Origin of the sequence: Psychrobacillus lasiicapitis (genome assembly GCF_006861795.1) — a bacterium.
GTDB classification, from domain to species: Bacteria; Bacillota; Bacilli; order Bacillales_A; family Planococcaceae; genus Psychrobacillus; species Psychrobacillus lasiicapitis.
Genome location: NZ_VDGH01000008.1, coordinates 80,581 through 98,840, shown reverse-complemented (window position 1 = coordinate 98,840; position 18,260 = coordinate 80,581). Strand labels below are relative to the sequence as shown.

At 38.3% G+C, this 18,260-nt stretch carries 15 protein-coding genes; all 15 read left to right on the top strand.

Annotated elements, in window-relative coordinates; genetic code table 11:
* Positions 1-19 precede the first annotated feature (19 nt).
* The 15 genes from FG382_RS14230 (at position 20) to FG382_RS14160 (ending at position 18,258) form a co-directional block, all read left to right on the top strand.
* Positions 20-1,516, top strand: coding sequence for a class I adenylate-forming enzyme family protein (locus tag FG382_RS14230; protein WP_142539556.1), 1,497 nt, complete (start codon positions 20-22; stop codon positions 1,514-1,516).
* Between the two features lie 12 nt (positions 1,517-1,528).
* Positions 1,529-2,710: an acetyl-CoA C-acetyltransferase gene (locus FG382_RS14225; RefSeq protein WP_142539555.1), complete on the top strand. Its 1,182-nt coding sequence runs from the start codon at positions 1,529-1,531 to the stop codon at positions 2,708-2,710.
* Between the two features lie 129 nt (positions 2,711-2,839).
* Positions 2,840-3,682 (top strand): 3-hydroxyacyl-CoA dehydrogenase NAD-binding domain-containing protein, encoded by an 843-nt coding sequence (locus FG382_RS14220; protein WP_142539554.1) that lies wholly within the window; start codon positions 2,840-2,842, stop codon positions 3,680-3,682.
* 800 nt (positions 3,683-4,482) lie between these two features.
* The gene (locus FG382_RS14215) at positions 4,483-4,776 is read left to right on the top strand and encodes a WXG100 family type VII secretion target (protein ID WP_093265042.1); all 294 of its coding nucleotides are present in this window, start codon (positions 4,483-4,485) and stop codon (positions 4,774-4,776) included.
* Between the two features lie 79 nt (positions 4,777-4,855).
* Positions 4,856-5,095 carry an ESX secretion system protein YukD gene (yukD, locus tag FG382_RS14210; RefSeq protein ID WP_142539553.1) on the top strand — a complete coding sequence of 80 codons (240 nt, stop codon included), beginning with the start codon at positions 4,856-4,858 and terminating at the stop codon, positions 5,093-5,095.
* Positions 5,096-5,108: 13 nt separating this feature from the next.
* Positions 5,109-6,302 (top strand): type VII secretion protein EssB, encoded by a 1,194-nt coding sequence (gene essB / locus FG382_RS14205; RefSeq protein ID WP_170206525.1) that lies wholly within the window; start codon positions 5,109-5,111, stop codon positions 6,300-6,302.
* A gap of 39 nt (positions 6,303-6,341) precedes the next feature.
* Positions 6,342-10,820 carry a type VII secretion protein EssC gene (essC, locus tag FG382_RS14200; RefSeq protein ID WP_142539551.1) on the top strand — a complete coding sequence of 1,493 codons (4,479 nt, stop codon included), beginning with the start codon at positions 6,342-6,344 and terminating at the stop codon, positions 10,818-10,820.
* Positions 10,790-13,660 carry a type VII secretion protein EsaA gene (esaA, locus tag FG382_RS14195; RefSeq protein WP_142539550.1) on the top strand — a complete coding sequence of 957 codons (2,871 nt, stop codon included), beginning with the start codon at positions 10,790-10,792 and terminating at the stop codon, positions 13,658-13,660. The genes essC and esaA overlap by 31 nt, the downstream gene beginning before the upstream one ends.
* A complete protein-coding gene (locus FG382_RS14190; RefSeq protein WP_142539549.1) occupies positions 13,650-14,162 on the top strand; it encodes a type VII secretion EssA family protein in 513 nt (170 codons plus the stop codon). The genes esaA and FG382_RS14190 overlap by 11 nt, the downstream gene beginning before the upstream one ends.
* Positions 14,163-14,177: 15 nt before the next feature.
* Positions 14,178-14,537: a YwqH-like family protein gene (locus FG382_RS14185; RefSeq protein WP_142539548.1), complete on the top strand. Its 360-nt coding sequence runs from the start codon at positions 14,178-14,180 to the stop codon at positions 14,535-14,537.
* Positions 14,538-14,555: 18 nt separating this feature from the next.
* Complete coding sequence (locus FG382_RS14180; protein WP_142539547.1) at positions 14,556-14,858, top strand: YwqI/YxiC family protein; 303 nt, start codon at positions 14,556-14,558, stop codon at positions 14,856-14,858.
* Positions 14,855-16,426 carry a ribonuclease YeeF family protein gene (locus FG382_RS14175; RefSeq protein ID WP_142539546.1) on the top strand — a complete coding sequence of 524 codons (1,572 nt, stop codon included), beginning with the start codon at positions 14,855-14,857 and terminating at the stop codon, positions 16,424-16,426. The genes FG382_RS14180 and FG382_RS14175 overlap by 4 nt, the downstream gene beginning before the upstream one ends.
* A 23-nt stretch (positions 16,427-16,449) precedes the next feature.
* Complete coding sequence (locus FG382_RS14170) at positions 16,450-17,214, top strand: hypothetical protein (RefSeq protein WP_142539545.1); 765 nt, start codon at positions 16,450-16,452, stop codon at positions 17,212-17,214.
* Between the two features lie 142 nt (positions 17,215-17,356).
* Positions 17,357-17,815, top strand: coding sequence for a DUF5085 family protein (locus tag FG382_RS14165; protein WP_142539544.1), 459 nt, complete (start codon positions 17,357-17,359; stop codon positions 17,813-17,815).
* Positions 17,812-18,258: a DUF5085 family protein gene (locus FG382_RS14160; protein ID WP_142539543.1), complete on the top strand. Its 447-nt coding sequence runs from the start codon at positions 17,812-17,814 to the stop codon at positions 18,256-18,258. Before FG382_RS14165 ends, FG382_RS14160 begins: the two co-directional genes overlap by 4 nt.
* Positions 18,259-18,260 lie beyond the last annotated feature (2 nt).

Below are 18,260 nucleotides of genomic sequence, written 5' to 3'. Positions count from 1 at the left end.
ACAAAAGGGGATCTGATATATGTTCGTTACGGAAAAACTGGCACTCCATGCAAAAGAGCAACCGCATCATTTAATCACGCAGTTTAAAGGGAGAAACACAACCTATTCAGCGTTTTACGAGCAGGCCAAAAGATTAGCTGGTTATTTTCAAGCAAAAGGTTACGAACAAGAAGATATTATTGCAGTTTACTTGAATAACTCCGATTATTTCTTAATTTGTTATTATGCATGTCAGCTTGGTGGATTTAGCGTAATGCCTGTCAATACGAAGCTTGCTGCTCCGGAAGTGGAGTACATATTTGCGCATTCTGAAGCAAAAGCCCTTATTTTTGGAGCGGATATGGAGCCAATTTTAAAAGAAATCCCTGACACATTTGCAAAATTTAAAGATACGCTAGTAGTAGGAGAAAACGAAGGATTAATAGAAGTGTTAGAGAATGGAGCTATTTCTTACGAGGAAGTAAGGGAGTGTGAAGAACGGACGAGCGTCATTTTTTATACTTCTGGTACAACAGGTAAGCAAAAAGGCGTTATGCTGACAGCGAGTAATGTGAGAGCAGTTGCGGAGATATGGGGAGAGGCAATGGAGCTAAACTCCAAAGATCGCATGCAAATTGTCGCTCCATTATTTCACTGTGCGGCGAGTCATGTTTTTAGTATTCCCGTTATTTATGCGGGTGGAACGATTGTCATTGAAGAAGGATTTTCTCCTGAACGCGCTTTAAATACGATGGAACAAGAGGATATTACAATATTCTTTGGGGTGCCTGCGATGTACAGTATTTTATTGAACACGCCAAAAATGCAAGGCTTACAGTTACCTAATCTTCGACTGTTTACTTATGGAGCAGCTCCGATGCCATATGAATTAGTGCGAAAAGTTAAAGCGCTATATCCAGATGTGAAAGTTCAAAACTTATATGGACAAACAGAAAACTCCCCGGCGGCTACTACGCTAAAAGATCATCATGCATTAGAGAAAATTGGCTCTGTAGGAGAACCGCTTCCACAAACACAAGTACAAGTGGTGGATGAATTTGGAGAACCCTTACCAGTGGGGCAAGTAGGGGAAATAGTTACGAAAGGTCCTCAAGTAATGAAAGGCTATTTAAAAAATGAGGAAGCAACGAGTAGATCGATTCAAAACGGATGGTTATATACAGGAGACTTAGGTCGATTTGATGAAGATGGACTGCTATATATTGTCGATCGGAAGAAAGACATGATAATCCGAGCGGGGGAAAATGTATATCCAGTAGAAGTTGAAGAGGTGTTATATCAAATACCAGAACTTTTAGAAGCAGCGGTTGTAGGAATTCCACATACTGTTTATGGAGAAGTTCCAAAAGCTTTTATAGTATTAAAAGAAGGTCAAACTTTGACAGAAGAAGCTATTACTTCTTTCTGTTCGAAACGATTGGCAAACTATAAAATACCAGAAGAAATTGTTTTTATCGATACTCTTCCTAGGAATGCGAGCGGAAAAGTATTGAAAACGGCTCTTCGAAAAGAATAAGGGGGAAAAGAAATGCGTTCAGTTTATATTGTAGATGGTGCTAGAACTGCTTTTACTAGCTTTGGAGGTTCCTTTGCACAAGTAAAAGCAGATGATTTAGGTGCTGCGACCGCAGTAGAGGCGTTAAAACGATCGAAAGTGGATGCTACTCAAGTGGATCATGTTATTTATGGAAATGTCATTCACTCTAGTACCAATGCTTCGTTTTTATCCAGGCATATTGCTTTGAAAGCAGGTGTGCCTATAGAGGTTCCTGCTTATAATGTGAACCGTTTATGTGGTTCTGGAGCGCAGTCTGTTGTTTCTGCTGCACAATTGATTTTATTGAACGAGGCAGAAATTGTTTTAGCTGGAGGAGCAGAAAACATGTCCATGGCTCCATACTCCAATTTCAATGTGCGTTTCGGTGCTTCCAAAATGGGCTCTGTCGTTTATGAAGACATGGTGCTATCCACACTTACCGATGAATATGTAGGTAGTGGCATGGGAATGACGGCAGAAAAACTGGCGGAGCAATATGAAATAACGCGTGAAGAGCAAGATGAATTTGCATTACTTAGCCAAAAACGTGCGGGGGAAGCTCGTAACAACGGTGTTTTTGCAAGCGAAATAGTAGCAGTAGAAGTACCTACTCGAAAAGGAACTGTACTTGTATCTCAAGATGAACATATAAAAGCAGATGTTACAGAAGAAAAGCTGTCCACCTTAAGACCTTCCTTTAAGAAAGATGGAACAGTGACACCAGGTAATGCTAGTGGTATAAACGATGGTGCCGCTTCTGTCATTGTAGCGAGTGAAAAAGCGGTAACGGAAAACGAACTAAAGCCTATTGCTAAAATCGTTTCTTGGGGTGTAGCAGGAGTCGACCCTTCAATTATGGGCATCGGTCCTGTACCAGCAATCAGAAAAGCTTTGGAAAAAGCAGAACTCCGCTTAGAGGATATGGATTTAATAGAAGTAAATGAAGCATTTGCTGCTCAATATTTATCCGTGGAAAAAGAATTAGGACTTGATCGTGCTAAAACAAATGTCAACGGCGGTGCCATTGCTTTAGGGCATCCTGTTGGGACTAGCGGAACGCGGGTGCTCCTGTCATTAGCATATGAGTTGAAAAATAGAGGGTTAAAGTACGGAGTTGCTAGTTTATGTATTGGCGGAGGCCAAGGAATTGCGGTTGTAATAGAGAGTATGTAGCCCTAGTAATAGTAGTTATTAGAGGGTTTCAGAGGCGAAAGCTGTCGAAATTTCCCGGGAAATAGCGAAATAAACATCAAGAAGTTGCTATATATATTTAGAAAGTTTAAGTTCTAGGGAGATGAGTAGATGAACGTAGGCGTGTTAGGATCCGGTACGATGGGAAACGGAATTGCGCAAGTGATGGCAGATGCCGGACATACAGTAATCTTATGTGATGTAAATGAGGAAGCGCTTGTTCGAGCAGAGCAAATAATGCATAAAAATTTAGAAAGAGTGTACAAAAAGCAAGGCAAGGATTTGCGCGATATAGATAAAGTGTTTGAGCGAATTATTTTTACGAAAGAGCTTCCACTATTAAAGGATTCGGATATTGTGATCGAGGCTATCGTTGAAAATATGGAAATAAAGAAAAAAGTCTTTGCGGAGTTAGGTGCATTGTTGAATGAAAAAGCAATTATTGCATCCAATACATCTGGACTAAGCATAACAGAACTAGCTACTGCAGCTAGACGACCAGCAAAAGTGATTGGAATGCATTTCTTTAATCCAGTGCCAGTTATGAAGCTTGTAGAAATTGTGCGAGGGTCAGATACTTCAACCGAAACATATGAGACTGTTGCTAGTTTAGTAGAATCGATTGGGAAAGAGAGTATATCCATTGTAGATGCCCCGTTATTTGTAGTGAACCGAATCTTGGTCCCATTGATCAATGAAGCTATTTTTGTGCTTGGAGAAGGGATTGCTTCAGCAGAGGACATTGATAAAGGGATGATGCTCGGTGCAAATCATCCAATTGGTCCGCTCGCGCTAGCTGATTTGATTGGGCTAGATACGATGCTGTTTGTTGCAGAGACATTATTAGAAGAAACAGGCGACTCCAAATATCGAGTGCCACCGTTATTGCGTAAAAAAGTTCGCGCAGGCCATTTAGGCAGAAAAAGTGGACGAGGATTTTACAACTATGAATAAAAAAGCAAGGAGAGAATTAATCCTCCTTGCTTTTTTATGTTTGGAGAATGAAGGCATAACCGGAAAATGGTATAGAGCAACATACTGTTCATTAAAAGCAACCAGTTCTTTATCAAGAGCAACCATTTAGTTTTCAAAAGCAATCATGCTGATAAGGAAGTAGTTTTATACGATTTAAGACCTATAGTGAATGAATTCTGTCTTAAGAAGGACCATTTCCGCTGTACCAATGTTTTGGCAAAAACCCTAGCACTTAAACACATAGTATTGAGTATTTTTATATCGAGATATTTTTCGACTATTCTGATAGAAAATGATTAAAAAGCACTAGTTTTATTTTTGATTTATGATTTTTTGCTTTTTAGCTAATTATTACGGAAATCGATATAAAAAAAGTGCCAAATAGTTTTGCATATTAAAATGTCGTGACATAAGTCCTTGAGTTCATGGTACTAAGTAAATTTTTATGTAAATTTTGTAACTTTGACGTACGCAACTTGTAATGTTATTTATTATATTAAGGAAAAGTTAGGTATTTATTTTTGAAAATATAACCAACTTCTTGCATCCTAAATAAAAAATAAAAAATATTTTGTTTTTAATGAATATTTAGGTTTAACACTCTATTAAGTTGGGAATAGAATCCTTGGATTAGAGCAGAAATTAATTCGTATTTACTAAAACAGCGGAAGTATCTGTGTTGGTGAAGTACTAAAGGTTCAATTTGAAAATCTTCATTTCTTCCCAAAACAGTTATTTTATAAATGACAAAACATTAAAAGATAAGGGAGATGTATGGAATGTCAGGAATTATTCGCGTAACACCAGCAGAACTAGATGCAATGGCTTCTCGCTACAACCATGAGTCAGGGGAGGTTGGATCCCAAATCGGTCGTTTAGATGGAATGATTGGTGAGTTGCAATCAATGTGGGAAGGGTCTTCAAGTGCAGCATTCGCTGAGCAATACGAAAGACTTAAACCTCATTTTAACGAAATGCGTGAACTTTTAAGTGAAGTAGGAATTCAATTAAGCCGTGCAGGTCAAGCATTACAAGATGCAGACCAACAAATCGCGAGTCAAATCCGCGGATAAAACTTCCAACTCGGAAGAAGAAAAAAGTAGAGCGTCGTTCCAAAGAGGAAGGCGCTTTTTCCTTCATAGAGGTGAAATTATGTATATAGAAATTACGGTAGATTTGTCCAATTACGAAGGTGATGTAATGGATCTTAGATTATCCGATTATTATACGATGAAAAAAATGATTGATATAGCGTGGCAAGCAAATGCAATTTCCAAAACTCCACGGGAAGGTCATTGGGTGCGTGTAGTAAACAAAGATAAATTATTTCCAGGTCATTTAACGCTTGCGCATTGCGGAATTACAACTGGTGATCGAATCGAAATTATTTGAAGGAGTTATGAAGATGGCCACTAATTCACATACATATTTAAAAAATCGGATAGGTGCAGAAATAAATGAAGAAGAAAGTAAAACAACGTTCGTCTTTCAAAAAGAACGGGTCGGATTTAAAAGAACGGAAGAAATTATTTTCCTAAAAGAAGTAAGCCCAAAAATTTTGAAGGATATTACGATAACGGATGATGAACTGATCATTCAAGCGGTGATTCCATCTTCCCTCAAACGATTTAGCTTCATGCGTTTAGAAGATGAAAAATCAAGATGGATGTTCGCTAATCAGCTTGTAGAAAAGGTTTACGCTCATCCTTATCCTCGCTTAAATTTAATCGTCTGTCCGGAAAACATTGTCTATAGCAGAGGAATGGATCCCTCCTTTTTGTATTACGGCGTAATGGGAAGCTTGCCGCCATATGAGACAAATGATGAGCAAGTTTGGTTAGAAACGAAAGCTGTCGTAGCGGCTAGCATAGACCCATCTTTTACGTTCGAGGAGTACTTGAAATACTCGGAGATTCTTGAGTTAAAAGAAATTGGCGCAAAATTAATGTCGATGACTGATAGCGAGTCTTTACTCGATTTTATCGGTCAGCAATTGGAGCAACTGGAAGTAAGGGAACAAGCGAATGTAAAACTCCCACGGAAAAAATGGAAGATAACGAAATGGCTTTCTATAGGGCTTGGCGTGCTAATTATTCCTGCAATCATATTTACTATTATTTATTTCATACACGAAAAGCCAAAAAATGAAGCATATACCCTCAGCCATGAATACTTTTTGGGACAAAATTACAGCGAGGTTGTTACCCGATTAAGTCCGTATAGTGTGAAGGCTATGCCTTATGTTGTGTTATACGAACTAGCTTACGCTTCCGTAACGAATGAACGTTTAGACGAAGAACAAAAGAAAAATGTATTGTCTAATATTACGTTGCAGACGGATGCCGATTATTTAATGTATTGGATTTATATTAATCGAGGAGAAGCAGAAAATGCTGTGGATCTAGCTAGGTCGATGGAAGACGGCGAGCTTATTACTTACGGATTATTAAAAAGACGCGAAGAAGTGAAGGCAGACCAGAAATTATCAGGTGAAGAGATGCAAACACTCTTAGATGAAATAGATAGAGAAGTAGAAGAATATGAAAAACTGATGGAGCAGCAAGAAGAAGAGGAAGAGAAAGAAAAAGCAGAGAGATAAGCAACAAAACTTGAGCAAATGGAAAGTAGGTGTATTGCATTGCTGCAACTATGGCTGTTTTACGGTGAATATTATCAGCGTATTAGTATAAATGAAAATGATTCTGTTCCCTTTACAATAGGCTCAAAAGTAGAGAATGACGTAACGATTCAAACGTACCCATTTATAAATGGAAATATAACTGTAAAAAAAGAAGACAAAATTCTCTCCGTATACAGTGGGGATGAATATGTGGGGAAATTAACAGACGAAGAAGGTTTAAGAATTGATCAAGAAGACAAAGTACTGCATCTATATGCTACTTCGGCAGCCCTTACAACGAAGACCTACTTTATAGACTACGAACAGGAAATATCCTTTGACTGTCAACTAGAGACGGCGACATTTAAGCGAGAGAATGTTCAATTCCAACACGTGGAGTCCGGTCATTTCTCCTTGAACAAGATAAAGGACGGATGGATTATTAAAAAAGCATTCGGCAGCCCATTGTATGTGAATGGAAAACGATGTGAATCGAACACCATCCTGAAAACCGGTGATATTATCCAGTGGGCTTTCATGGAAATGAAACTAATCGAACGCGATCGATTAGAAGTCATAACCTCTAGCCAATACGAAACGAGCCTCTCTGAAATTGACGTGCCAAAATCGGAAATATTCCATATGTATCCGGATTATAGACGTACGCCTCGTATGATTTATGACTTACCTGAAGATAAGGTATCGATCTCTTTTCCTACTCAGGAAAGTGATGATAACGGACGCGGCTTATTGTTAACGATTGCCCTTCCACTTGTCATGCTTATTGTTCTAGGACTCGTTGCTTACTTCATACCAAGAGGAAGCTTCATCATAATTTCGATGGCGATGTTCGTAGCTGTATTAGTAATGTCGACTGTCCAATTTTTCAAGGACCGTAAAAAGCGAAAGTTAAATGCTGAAAAAAGACTCCGCGTATATACAGCTTATTTAGAAAACATACGACAGGAATTGTATGAGCTATCGGAAAAACAGAAAAAGGTTTTAGCCTATCATTTCCCACCTTTCGAGGAAATGAAACAAATGACGAATTCCCTTTCCGGAAGAATTTGGGAACGTACACTAGAAAGTCATGACTTCTTAGAGTTTCGTTTAGGTACAGGTACTATTCCCTCTAGCTACGAGGTTAAACTATCATCTGGCGATTTAGCAAATCGAGAAATAGATGACTTGCTAGAACAAGCGCAACGAATGGAAGCAGTATACAAAGAAATTCCAAAAGCACCGATCACAACTAATCTCTCGGAAGGGATATTAGGTCTTATAGGAAAAGAATCGGTTATTAAACGAGAATTGCATCAAATCATTGGCCAACTGGCATTTTCACATAGTTATCATGATACGAGATTTATATATATTTTTAATCATGAGGAATATGCAGATATTGAATGGATGAAATGGTTGCCACATTTCAAGCTTCCACATATGCATGCAAGAGGGTTAATCCATAATGAAGAAACGAGAGATCAGTTACTTTCTTCCTTATATGAGCTTATTCGAGAGCGAGATATAGATGAATTGAAAGGCAAAGTGAAGTTCGCCCCTCATCTTATTTTTATCATTTCTGATTATTCCTTACTTGCTGAGCATGTAATTTTAGAATACTTGGAAAGTAAAAACACGAAGGAGCTTGGCATTTCCGTTATTTTTGCAGAGTCAGCACAAGAGCGTATGACGGAAAATGTCCATACACTCGTTCGGTACGTAAACGAACAAGAAGGCGATATTCTAATTGAAGCTGGAAAAGCAGTGGATATTCCATTTCGTTTAGATGGCTACGATAAAACGACAAATGAACGCTTTGCTCGGATGCTAAGAACGCTGAATCATCAAATCGGTATTAAAAATTCAATTCCTGATTCCGTTAGTTTTCTAGAAATGTTCGGAGTCAGAGATGTAGCAGATGTTCCGATTAGTCGCAATTGGACAATGAACGAATCTGCCAAATCCTTAGCTGTACCAATTGGCTTTAAAGGAAAAGATGAGCTCGTTCAATTGAATTTACATGAAAAAGCACATGGTCCCCACGGGCTACTTGCTGGTACGACGGGTTCAGGTAAAAGTGAATTTTTACAAACGTATATACTATCGCTAGCAGTTCATTTTCATCCACATGAAGTAGCTTTTCTATTAATCGATTATAAGGGTGGGGGAATGGCACAGCCCTTTAGACAAATCCCGCATCTTCTTGGTACTATCACAAATATTGAAGGAAGTAAAAACTTTAGTATGCGTGCACTTGCTTCTATTAATAGTGAGTTAAAAAGAAGGCAGCGTTTGTTTGATCAGTATACGGTTACACATATCGATGACTACACAACTTTGTATAAAACAGGTAAGGCAGCGGAGCCTTTACCACATTTATTCTTAATTTCCGATGAATTTGCCGAATTGAAGAGTGAGGAACCGGAATTTATTCGTGAACTTGTAAGTACTGCACGAATCGGTCGAAGTTTAGGTGTGCACCTGATCTTAGCGACTCAAAAACCAGGAGGCATTATCGATGACCAAATTTGGAGTAATGCTCGTTTTCGCGTAGCGTTGAAGGTGCAGGATGCATCGGATAGTAAAGAAATATTAAAAAATAGTGATGCCGCATCCATTACGGTAACTGGTCGAGGATACTTACAAGTTGGAAACAACGAAGTGTACGAATTATTCCAGTCAGCATGGAGTGGAGCTGCCTATATGGAGGAAGTATTGGAAGGAGAAGACGACGTGGCGATCGTCACAGATCTCGGTCTCTATCCGCTTTCTGGTATTGCAATAAATGGGAAAAAGAAATCAAGTGGTGTAACGGAAATTGAAGCTGTCACCGCGAAAATCGCAGAAACAACAGCAACGTTAAATATTCAAAAACTTGCTAGTCCTTGGTTGCCGCCACTCGCACTTCGAATGGAAAAGCAAGTAACAACTGTTCCATTACAAAAAGGGGTGCCAATCGGTGTTATTGATGAACCTGAGAAACAAAGTCAAACGCAAATGAACTACGACTGGTCGAAAGATGGAAATCTAGGAGTTTTCGGTTCTTCTGGATATGGTAAATCATATACATTACTTACTGCCCTTCTTGGGATAGCTGAGCAATTAAGACCAAGCGAAGCAAACTTCTATATTTTGGATTATGGAAATGGTTCGTTGCTTCCATTAAAGCAACTTCCGCAAACAGCTGATTATTTCACAATCGATGAAGAATTAAAACGTGAAAAACTTATCAAACGAATAAAGGATGAAATTGCGAAAAGAAAGATCGTCTTCCAACAAAGAGAAGTGAGCAATATCCATATGTATAACAAATTATCTGAACAGAAATTACCATTTATCTATTTGGTAGTAGATAACTATGATATCGTCCGTGAAGAGATGGAAGAATTGGAATCGCAGCTTATTCAATTCGGAAGAGATGGTCAATCACTTGGTATTTACTTGTTCATAGCAGCGACAAGGGTGCAATCTGTTAGACAATCGCTTATGAATAACTTAAAGACGAAGGTTGTTCATTATTTATTGGATGCAACGGAAGCATTTACAGTTATTGGGCGTGTTCCTTTTAACTTAGAGCCATTCCCAGGTCGGGCCATATTGAAAAAAGAAGATGCCTATTTCACGCAAATTTACCTTCCAAGTAAAGGAGCAGATGATTTCGAAGTATTGGAATCGATGAAAAGAAATATTCAAGCACTGCAGGATAAATATCGTGGTGAAGTACTTCCAAGTCCAATTGCAATGTTGCCGCTTGAGTTGACGTCTATTCATTTTGCTGCTTATTTGGAGCCTAAGCTAAAAGATGGTCTCGTTCCAATCGGATTAGATGAAGAAACTGTCCTTCCAATATCAATCGATTTCAAGAAAAATCGTCATTGCTTACTAGTTGGGCAAGTACAGCGTGGAAAAACAAATACGTTAAAGTGGATGCTTACTACGTTAATGGAACAGCAAACAGGATTTATAGGTGTCTTTGACTCCTTTGACCGAGGTTTATCCACATTTTCTAACAACTCGGCTATCGATTATTTAGAAACAAAAGAAAGCTTAGTTGAATGGATTTCCCGTGTAGAGCAATATTATGCAGAAGTAGAAAAAACGTATGTGGAAAACCTGCAACAAGGAAATGCGGTAGAAGTAGTTCTTTCCTATTTTGTAATCGATGGATATACAAGATTTTTACAAGTCGCAGATATCGGGATCCAAGATCGTCTTTCAAAAATGATGAAAAACTATGCTCACTTAGGTTTTAATGTCATTGTTTCTGGAAACAATGCAGAAATTTCTAAGGGCTATGACGCATTTACAAATGAACTAAAACTTGTTCGTCAAGCAATCCTTTATACGAAGAAGTCAGAACAAACGTTATACACATTAGCTTACGAGCGAAAAGAAGCGGAATTGCCACTAGGATTTGCGCACTATATGTTGAATGGGAGTACGACGAAAGTCCAGCTCCCATTATGCAAGATGGAGAGGAAGATTTTGCAATGAAATCAGATAAGCATATGAAATGGTTGAAATTAACCGCTGGAATTTTAGTTATATTAGCAGTCCCTATTTTGTTTTTTCAACTGATGGGTGTTAACTTGCTAGATTTGAATAAAACAAACAAACGAGTAATTGCCATCGTGAATGAGGATAGAGGACTAGCGAAGGAAGAAGAAAATGTGGAGATGGGAAGAGAAGTCGTTTCCATTTTGGCAGAGAATTCTCCGTATGAATGGAAAGTGATGGGGCGTGGAGCGGCAGAGAATGGGTTAAAATCCCATCAATACGAGGCGATCGTATATATTCCATCCAACTTCTCAGAAAATATTATGTCGTATGATCAACAAAATCCAAAAAAAGCGACTTTTTCTTATCAAGTGCAGCGTCAAAAAACAGGCATTAAAAAAGAGCGCGTGCTAAATGAGATTGAATTAGCTACAAATCGAGTAAATGATAAGGTTTCGACGCTTTACTGGACATATATTGCCCAGGAAATGAATCATATTAAAAAAGAATTTGCGAACATCTTAGGGAAGGAAACAGAATTTCTTAGTGCTATGTCGGCTTACTATAAACCAGAATCCGAAACGCTTGCGGAGCAAATGAAAAGACAGAAAGAGCAAATGGATTCTTTACTTTCTACAATAGGTTCAGCAAGCGATGCACATAATTCCCGCATAGAAAATGCAGAAACATTTGGTCAACAAATGAACGGATTTATCACATATGTTCAGCAATACAGAGAATTTCAAGATACACAAAAACAGATTCTACAACAAGTGCAAGATAGTAGTTTAGCTAAAATTCAAGCAGCTGCAGCAATGCAAGCCGAAAAATATAACGAATCGGTTCAAATGCTAGAAGATAGCCAAGAAACATTAAACGAAGAAATTCAAAAAGTAAATGAAATAATCGATACAAACAAAGAAAAACTAAATTCCTTATCCGAATTACGTAAAAATGAAGTAGACCGTCAATTGTCCGACTTACTGATTGTACAAGGAACTGCAATTGACCGATACAATAATACTATTTTAGCTAACTTGGAAAAAGGCATTGAAACAGGAAAGAACGGTCCTGCTGTATTAGGTGTAACGAATATTGGAACAGATCAACAACAGCTAATGTCAACGAAGGAAGAAATGGATCGTAAAGCTGCTAGTAAAGAAGCGATAATTCTTCCTGCATTAGAAGAAGAGCGAGCAAAAGTGGTGGAAATATTAACTGCGCTTTCTGCTATGAAAGAAAAAGTAGCAGCAGCAGATCCTGAATCTGGATTTATCGCTGAACTTGAGCAGCTCGAAGGAGAGTTAGCTACGATTAATACAGGCATCTCTACCAAAGAAAGCATTTGGAATCAAACAAATGAAGAAGGAAAAAGTGACTACACCCAAGCAGCGACTGATTATACAAATCTACTAGAAAATTACAATTCTATTTATAGAGAATATGAATCAGTGCAACAAATATTAAACTCCTATCCGGTTGACACAGCAAGAATTGGTGCGGAAATTAAGCAAAAAGAAGAATCGTTATTAAAACATCCGCAATTATCAAATGATCAACGAACAAGATTAGAAGAGTTATTTGCTAAAGGAGCAACTAGTACAGATACTAGTTCTCTTCTCTCCTATTATGCAACGCTAGAGCAATTTGAATTTACGCTTAGCGAGGGAGGTCAAACTGCAAATAAGGACGCTATGTTAGAGGATGAGATTTTAACAGCTTTATTGAAAAACGTGGTGGATTTAAATGAGGAGGAGCTTGCAGGCTGGACTTCTGTAAACGAGAGCATTCCAGAAACGGAGCTTGGCCTATCGGATTTGAATACGACATTTGCAGCCATTATGTCTGGTTACAAGGAAACGGTTGAGGAACAGCATTCAGCGTTACTGACGGATTTAAATGCCATTGATGAACAAGCGAATATGCTCCTTCAACAAATTCAAACACCATCCATGATGATCGGATCGAGTGAACCTGTGGCAGCAGCTACGGAAGGGGAGGTCATGTCAGGTCAACAAAATGTAAGTAATCAGCTTGTTTCCCTGAGCGGCATGATTCAATCTTTATCTCAAAAACAGAGTAGTTTGGTCAATTATGCGAATGATTTATCTGCTAAAGCTGGCGACATCCGAAATACATCCAGTGAATTTAGTGATAAATGGGAGACTAATGTGAATGCGATGACAGCATTTGATGAGGATATAAAAGGATTCCTTGCAAACACGTATGTAGATGGGCAAGAAAATGGATATGCATTCAACCACTTTGTTAATCCATTAGATGTGAAAGGAGAGGCCGCACTTTCGGAAGAAGCGCAGAAAGTACCTCCAGTCATTCTATTTATCATTTTACTTATTAGTAGTCTCTTGATCGGATACTTCACGTATCAAATGAAAGAGGGTCCAATCGGAATACGTTTAGGTCTTACAGCAATATTATCCTTACTCGTAGGACTCGTTATTAGTTTATACAGCATTAATATGTATATATTGAACGATGAACGAGCAGTTGAATGGACAATATTTACAATTCTTCTATTGCTTGCGAGTGCTGCGATTATTCGTACCGCTCTCGAGTTTGGGCAATCTGCAGGATGGATCGCAAGTGTTGTGCTCATGTGTGTGTATATTATTCCACTATTAATACTGGCGGTACCAGATATCCCACTTCCAGATGTATTATCAAATGTCTATATGTCTATTAAATATGAACCGGAAACGAGTTTCTTATGGGGAACAATTATTACAGGTGTAATCGCGATTATTATGCTAATCGTTTCGTATTTTAAACAGACGAACAAACCAGTCTTGCAGGCAGAGGAAGCGTATGAAAACTAAGGTGTTGTTGTTGCTAGTTTTACTAGCGTTTGCAGTTTTATTTGTAGACTTACAGGTTGTTTTGGCAGAGGAAGGTAAAACAATAGAAGAACTTGAGCCAGTAATATATGAAAAACTCAAGTTCAAGAAAAATACCGATTACTTGCATGATGGAAAAAAAACAGAGATGAAGAACACGATTCCGGATAAGCAATTTAATATTTACTTTGATGGAAGAAGGCAGCTTCCTAATAGAAGCGATACTACATTTCTGTTTCAAACTTCTGCTAGAGGTGAAAAGAGCACGGTGGCTGCGAAATCTTCCGAACTAAACCTTTTTATGGCTGAAAGTAAGAATGATATGCAGTTGCCGGATAGCTACATGGATGATAGGGAGACGGCTACTAACAAAACGCGCACGTTGATATTCCTAGCTATTATCGCTATCGGCCTTTTAGCTTTATTCATCGTTGTTTTACCGAAGTTGGTTCAACCATCTGGAACTTCCATTAACAAAGGATAAGAGAGGAGAATACATTTGCTTGGATATTATTATGCACTGTTGCACAAAAAGCAAGAAGAACTAAGACGCCTAACCGAATGCCAAGGGTCACTCTCAGAAAAACAAGGACAATTCAATGAAAATGAACATAAGTGTTTAGAGCCAGAACTTACAACTACGACATGGTTTGGAACACTTGCAACTAGTTTTGATGACATTCGAGAAGTAGGAATTCATTCTTCTTATTTAGAAATAACGGGCGCTCAATTCTCTGCTGTATTTAGTGCTATATCAGCTAAAATCACGTCACTATTAGCAGAAATTGAATCGATCAAACAAACGATTGCGAATTTAGAGGCAGAAGAAGCTAGAGAAAGAGAAGCGGCTTCTAAATAATGTGGGGGGTGAATCAATATGTCAACTGAAGTGAAAATCGTATATGCCGATGTGGAAATGCAGCTAGGAGAAATGACGAACGCGAATGAATCGCTTAATCCAAAAGCAGAACCACCAATTACAGGAAATACGTTGGATGTTGTGTCGAAATTGACAGATCTTTCAACGAAACTAGAGCAATTACTGACAAAATATCAAACTGTGTTAAATACAAACATTCAGACCACTACAAGTTCTGTTGAATTTATGAATGAAACGGATCAAACTATTTCGACTGCTATGCAATGTACAATCGACGGACCGCAGAGGGTGGCACCATGAAAATATTAGATGTCGGTCCATTTCACGATGGCTTACAGCGAAATATAAATATGCTTAACCGAATTGAAGGGGAAATGAAGACAATCGAAACTGCTATAGAAGGTCTTGTCTCAATGGAAGATTCTTTAAAAGGATCAGGTGGAAATGCTATCCGAGCATTTTATAATGATTGTCATTTGCCATTCTTACAATTTTTCTTTACGTTTAAAGCCGCATTCGATAGCACCCTTACCCAAATGGGTGCTGCACTCGATGCATTAGAGCCAGATCGTAATGGTTTTATTCGTCAAAGTTTTTTAGAGGGAGAACTAGAAGAAGGACTAACGGAAATATCTCAAGTAACTAGTAATCTCACAGATGAGACAAATGGCATTATGGATCAAGTCGCTGATATCGTTGCACTTCCTCATTTAGATGATAGTGGTGTGCAAGATGGTGTTAGTAATGCGAAGAAAAAGCGAGATAATACAGTTACAGATTTGAATGAGTTTGACACAAATCAAACGAATGCATTAACGCAAATTGAATCAGATTTACTTACGCTAGAACTATGGTTATTAGAAATAGAAGGTATGATGAATGACGGCTTGACGGATATTGACTTTCCCGCAGACCGATGGGGAGAGTATACGGAAAGTCATCCGCTTCGTACACAGCTAGATACCCGTTTAGGGAAAACGGATAATGTGGATGCTGACGGGGAAGAGGAAAAGCCAGGGGATGTTTCTTCCGCAAATCCTACCGTTATGATGTTGAAGGACGCAGTAGGACATGCGAAAAGGTTGAATACAGGAGTTACTGGCGGAATATCTGCTTTCGGTATGTATGTGGCAGGGAAAGATGGAGGGATCACTACTTCCAGAGTATTTAATCCAAAAACCGGAAAATATTCTTATCGAATCAATGCAACTGGCAATGCTTTAAAAAATTTGAGAGTAGATCTAGACTCCAAAGCTTTTAAAGAATTAATGAAAAATGTGCCAAAAGGAAATAGAAAATGGTCTCCAAAGCATTATGAAATTGCAGCGAACAATAAAGTTACACTTAAATATGGAACGAAAAAACCAGGACAGAGCGGTTGGTCTGGAACTGGAGACGAAGCATTGAAAAAGCATCCTTCCCTTGCTTACTTTAATGACCAAGCAACCAATATGCAAAAAGCAAAAACAGTGGGAAGCGCCGCGCTAAAAGGTGCAGGAAAATCATTTACGGATTTAGTGGATGTAAAAGGTATGGCAACAAGTGGAGTTTTCAAAGGTGCTGGAAAAGCACTGGGTCCCATAGGGGCAGGACTAAGTTATTATAGCAACTACACAACAGCAAAAGATGAAGGACTTAGTGATGGAGAAGCTGCAGGACGTGCTACAGTTGATACGGCAATTGATGTGGCGGTTGGAGGAGCAGTTCAGGCGGGGTTTACTGCTGCCTTTACAGTGGCTATACCTATTCCAGGTGTTGGAACAGCGGTAGGGGTTGGACTTGGAATACTTGCCAACGTTGCGTTAAACACCAAGTTTGGGGAAGAGGATAAATCGGTAATGGATCATGTAAAAGGATGGTTCCATTAATAAAGAAAGAAGAGTGGTTTTTTATGAAACTTAAGGAAGAAGATTTTGAAGTGCTAAGAGGTCCTATAGATTCTGGTAGACAAAGCCCAGCGAACTTAGCTTTTGTCTTAATTCTGGGTATATTTTTACAGGCATTGCTCTATGCACTTGAGTATTATATGGCCGCTGATTCTACCATCTATCCGTACAAGGATGAAATACTGTCAGCACATTTTTGGTTAACCATCGTATTAATGGTGTTGTCTTTAATCTATGCTATTCCAGCGGTTTATAAAAGAAGTGAGAAAGTGCAGTATTTTATCTCCATCCTAGTTACTCAAAATATGTCTTCAATCCCATTTCTCATAATGGCATTATTCTTAATCGGAAAAGATGGGGAAGGAATGATTGCTACTTCTGATTCCCTGCTTAACTTTACCTATATTGTTTTATTGATCGGGTTCTTAGTGTTTTTAGCAACGTTTATCCGTTTTTATATATTGTTGAAGAACGGTCATTATCGTAAAGGCTCGAAAAAAGGTGAAATGAGAGGTAGATTTGAAACAACTTCTTATATTCCGTCTTCTATTATTGCCGGATTAGGGATTGTTTTTATCATTCAATACATTGTCCGAAAATCTGCAATTGATGATTTGAATATGATTATTCTGATTGTCGGAGGTATTCTCGTATTTTTTGTCATGCTTTTTATCCTTCCAGAGCAACTGGTTATTTTGTATTGTAAATTTCGATACAGAAGTTTTAATTTTAGTGAGCGAGGGTTTATTAACAAGCGGCAATTCAACTAAAGTGGAAGCAAAGCCCCTGATCTTTGGGGGGAATTCTACTATTATCAATATTTGAAATCTATTTTAGTGTTACAAGATTTGTTTTCATTTTCTTTGTTTATAAGTGCATTGTTTATTAGGATTGGAGAAAGGGTGAATGAGGATGGGAATTGAAATGTGTTCGTTAGTTTTTGAGAATGTGTTGAAATATGAAGTGGAGCAGAAGAAAGCGGACTGGCAGGAAAGTATTTATATGCTGGAAGACTTTACGTTGAATAAGGATGTCTACCGAAATGGACCGATCTGTTTTTCGTTTGAGCAAAGTTCGACAGATGAAAAGTCAGGTCGTTTTACATATTACTTGCCGATCAGTAGTCCGGTTGTACTGGCGGATGAGGGAGATCTTTCTTTTAAAGATGTCTTAGTGTTAGAAAGGGCTTTGTTACTTCGACAAGCAGATCAAGAAGTGGATTTTTATGCGGCGTATGAAAAAGTAAAATCATATGCGAATGCTAGAGGGATAAAGCTAGATGATACGTATTATTGTGTATTATTGGAAGTGTACGGCGATTATATAATCGATTTGTATGTGCCAGTAGTAGGGCAGGGTGATGAGGGATGATTGTAGAAAACCATCAAATTGCTTACCGAAACGTAGCATCGAAATTGTATAATTTTTTGCCTGAGGAAATCGATATCGCGTTAAATGACTTTGATGAAATATTAACAGGACATGGGTATCATCCAACGGGAGTGATATTTTTTTCGATTATTAGCGATCCAACGGCAGAAGTGATGACAGCTCAGGTTTTTCTACCAATTGTAGAAAGCCATTTTACCTTTCCAAAGGAAGAGGAAATAAATTTCAGTAGCTATTTTATTGTCGACAATTTACTTATGACAAGAGTAACTGAAAATTATGAAGTGCAATCACAAGTTAAGTATTGGGAGTTGTTCACCTATATAAAAGAACATAATATGACTCAAAAAACGCCTGTATTTGTTCAGTTCAAGAAAACAAGATCCAATCGAACCTATGCGGAAATGAGTCTAGGAATATTGTAATG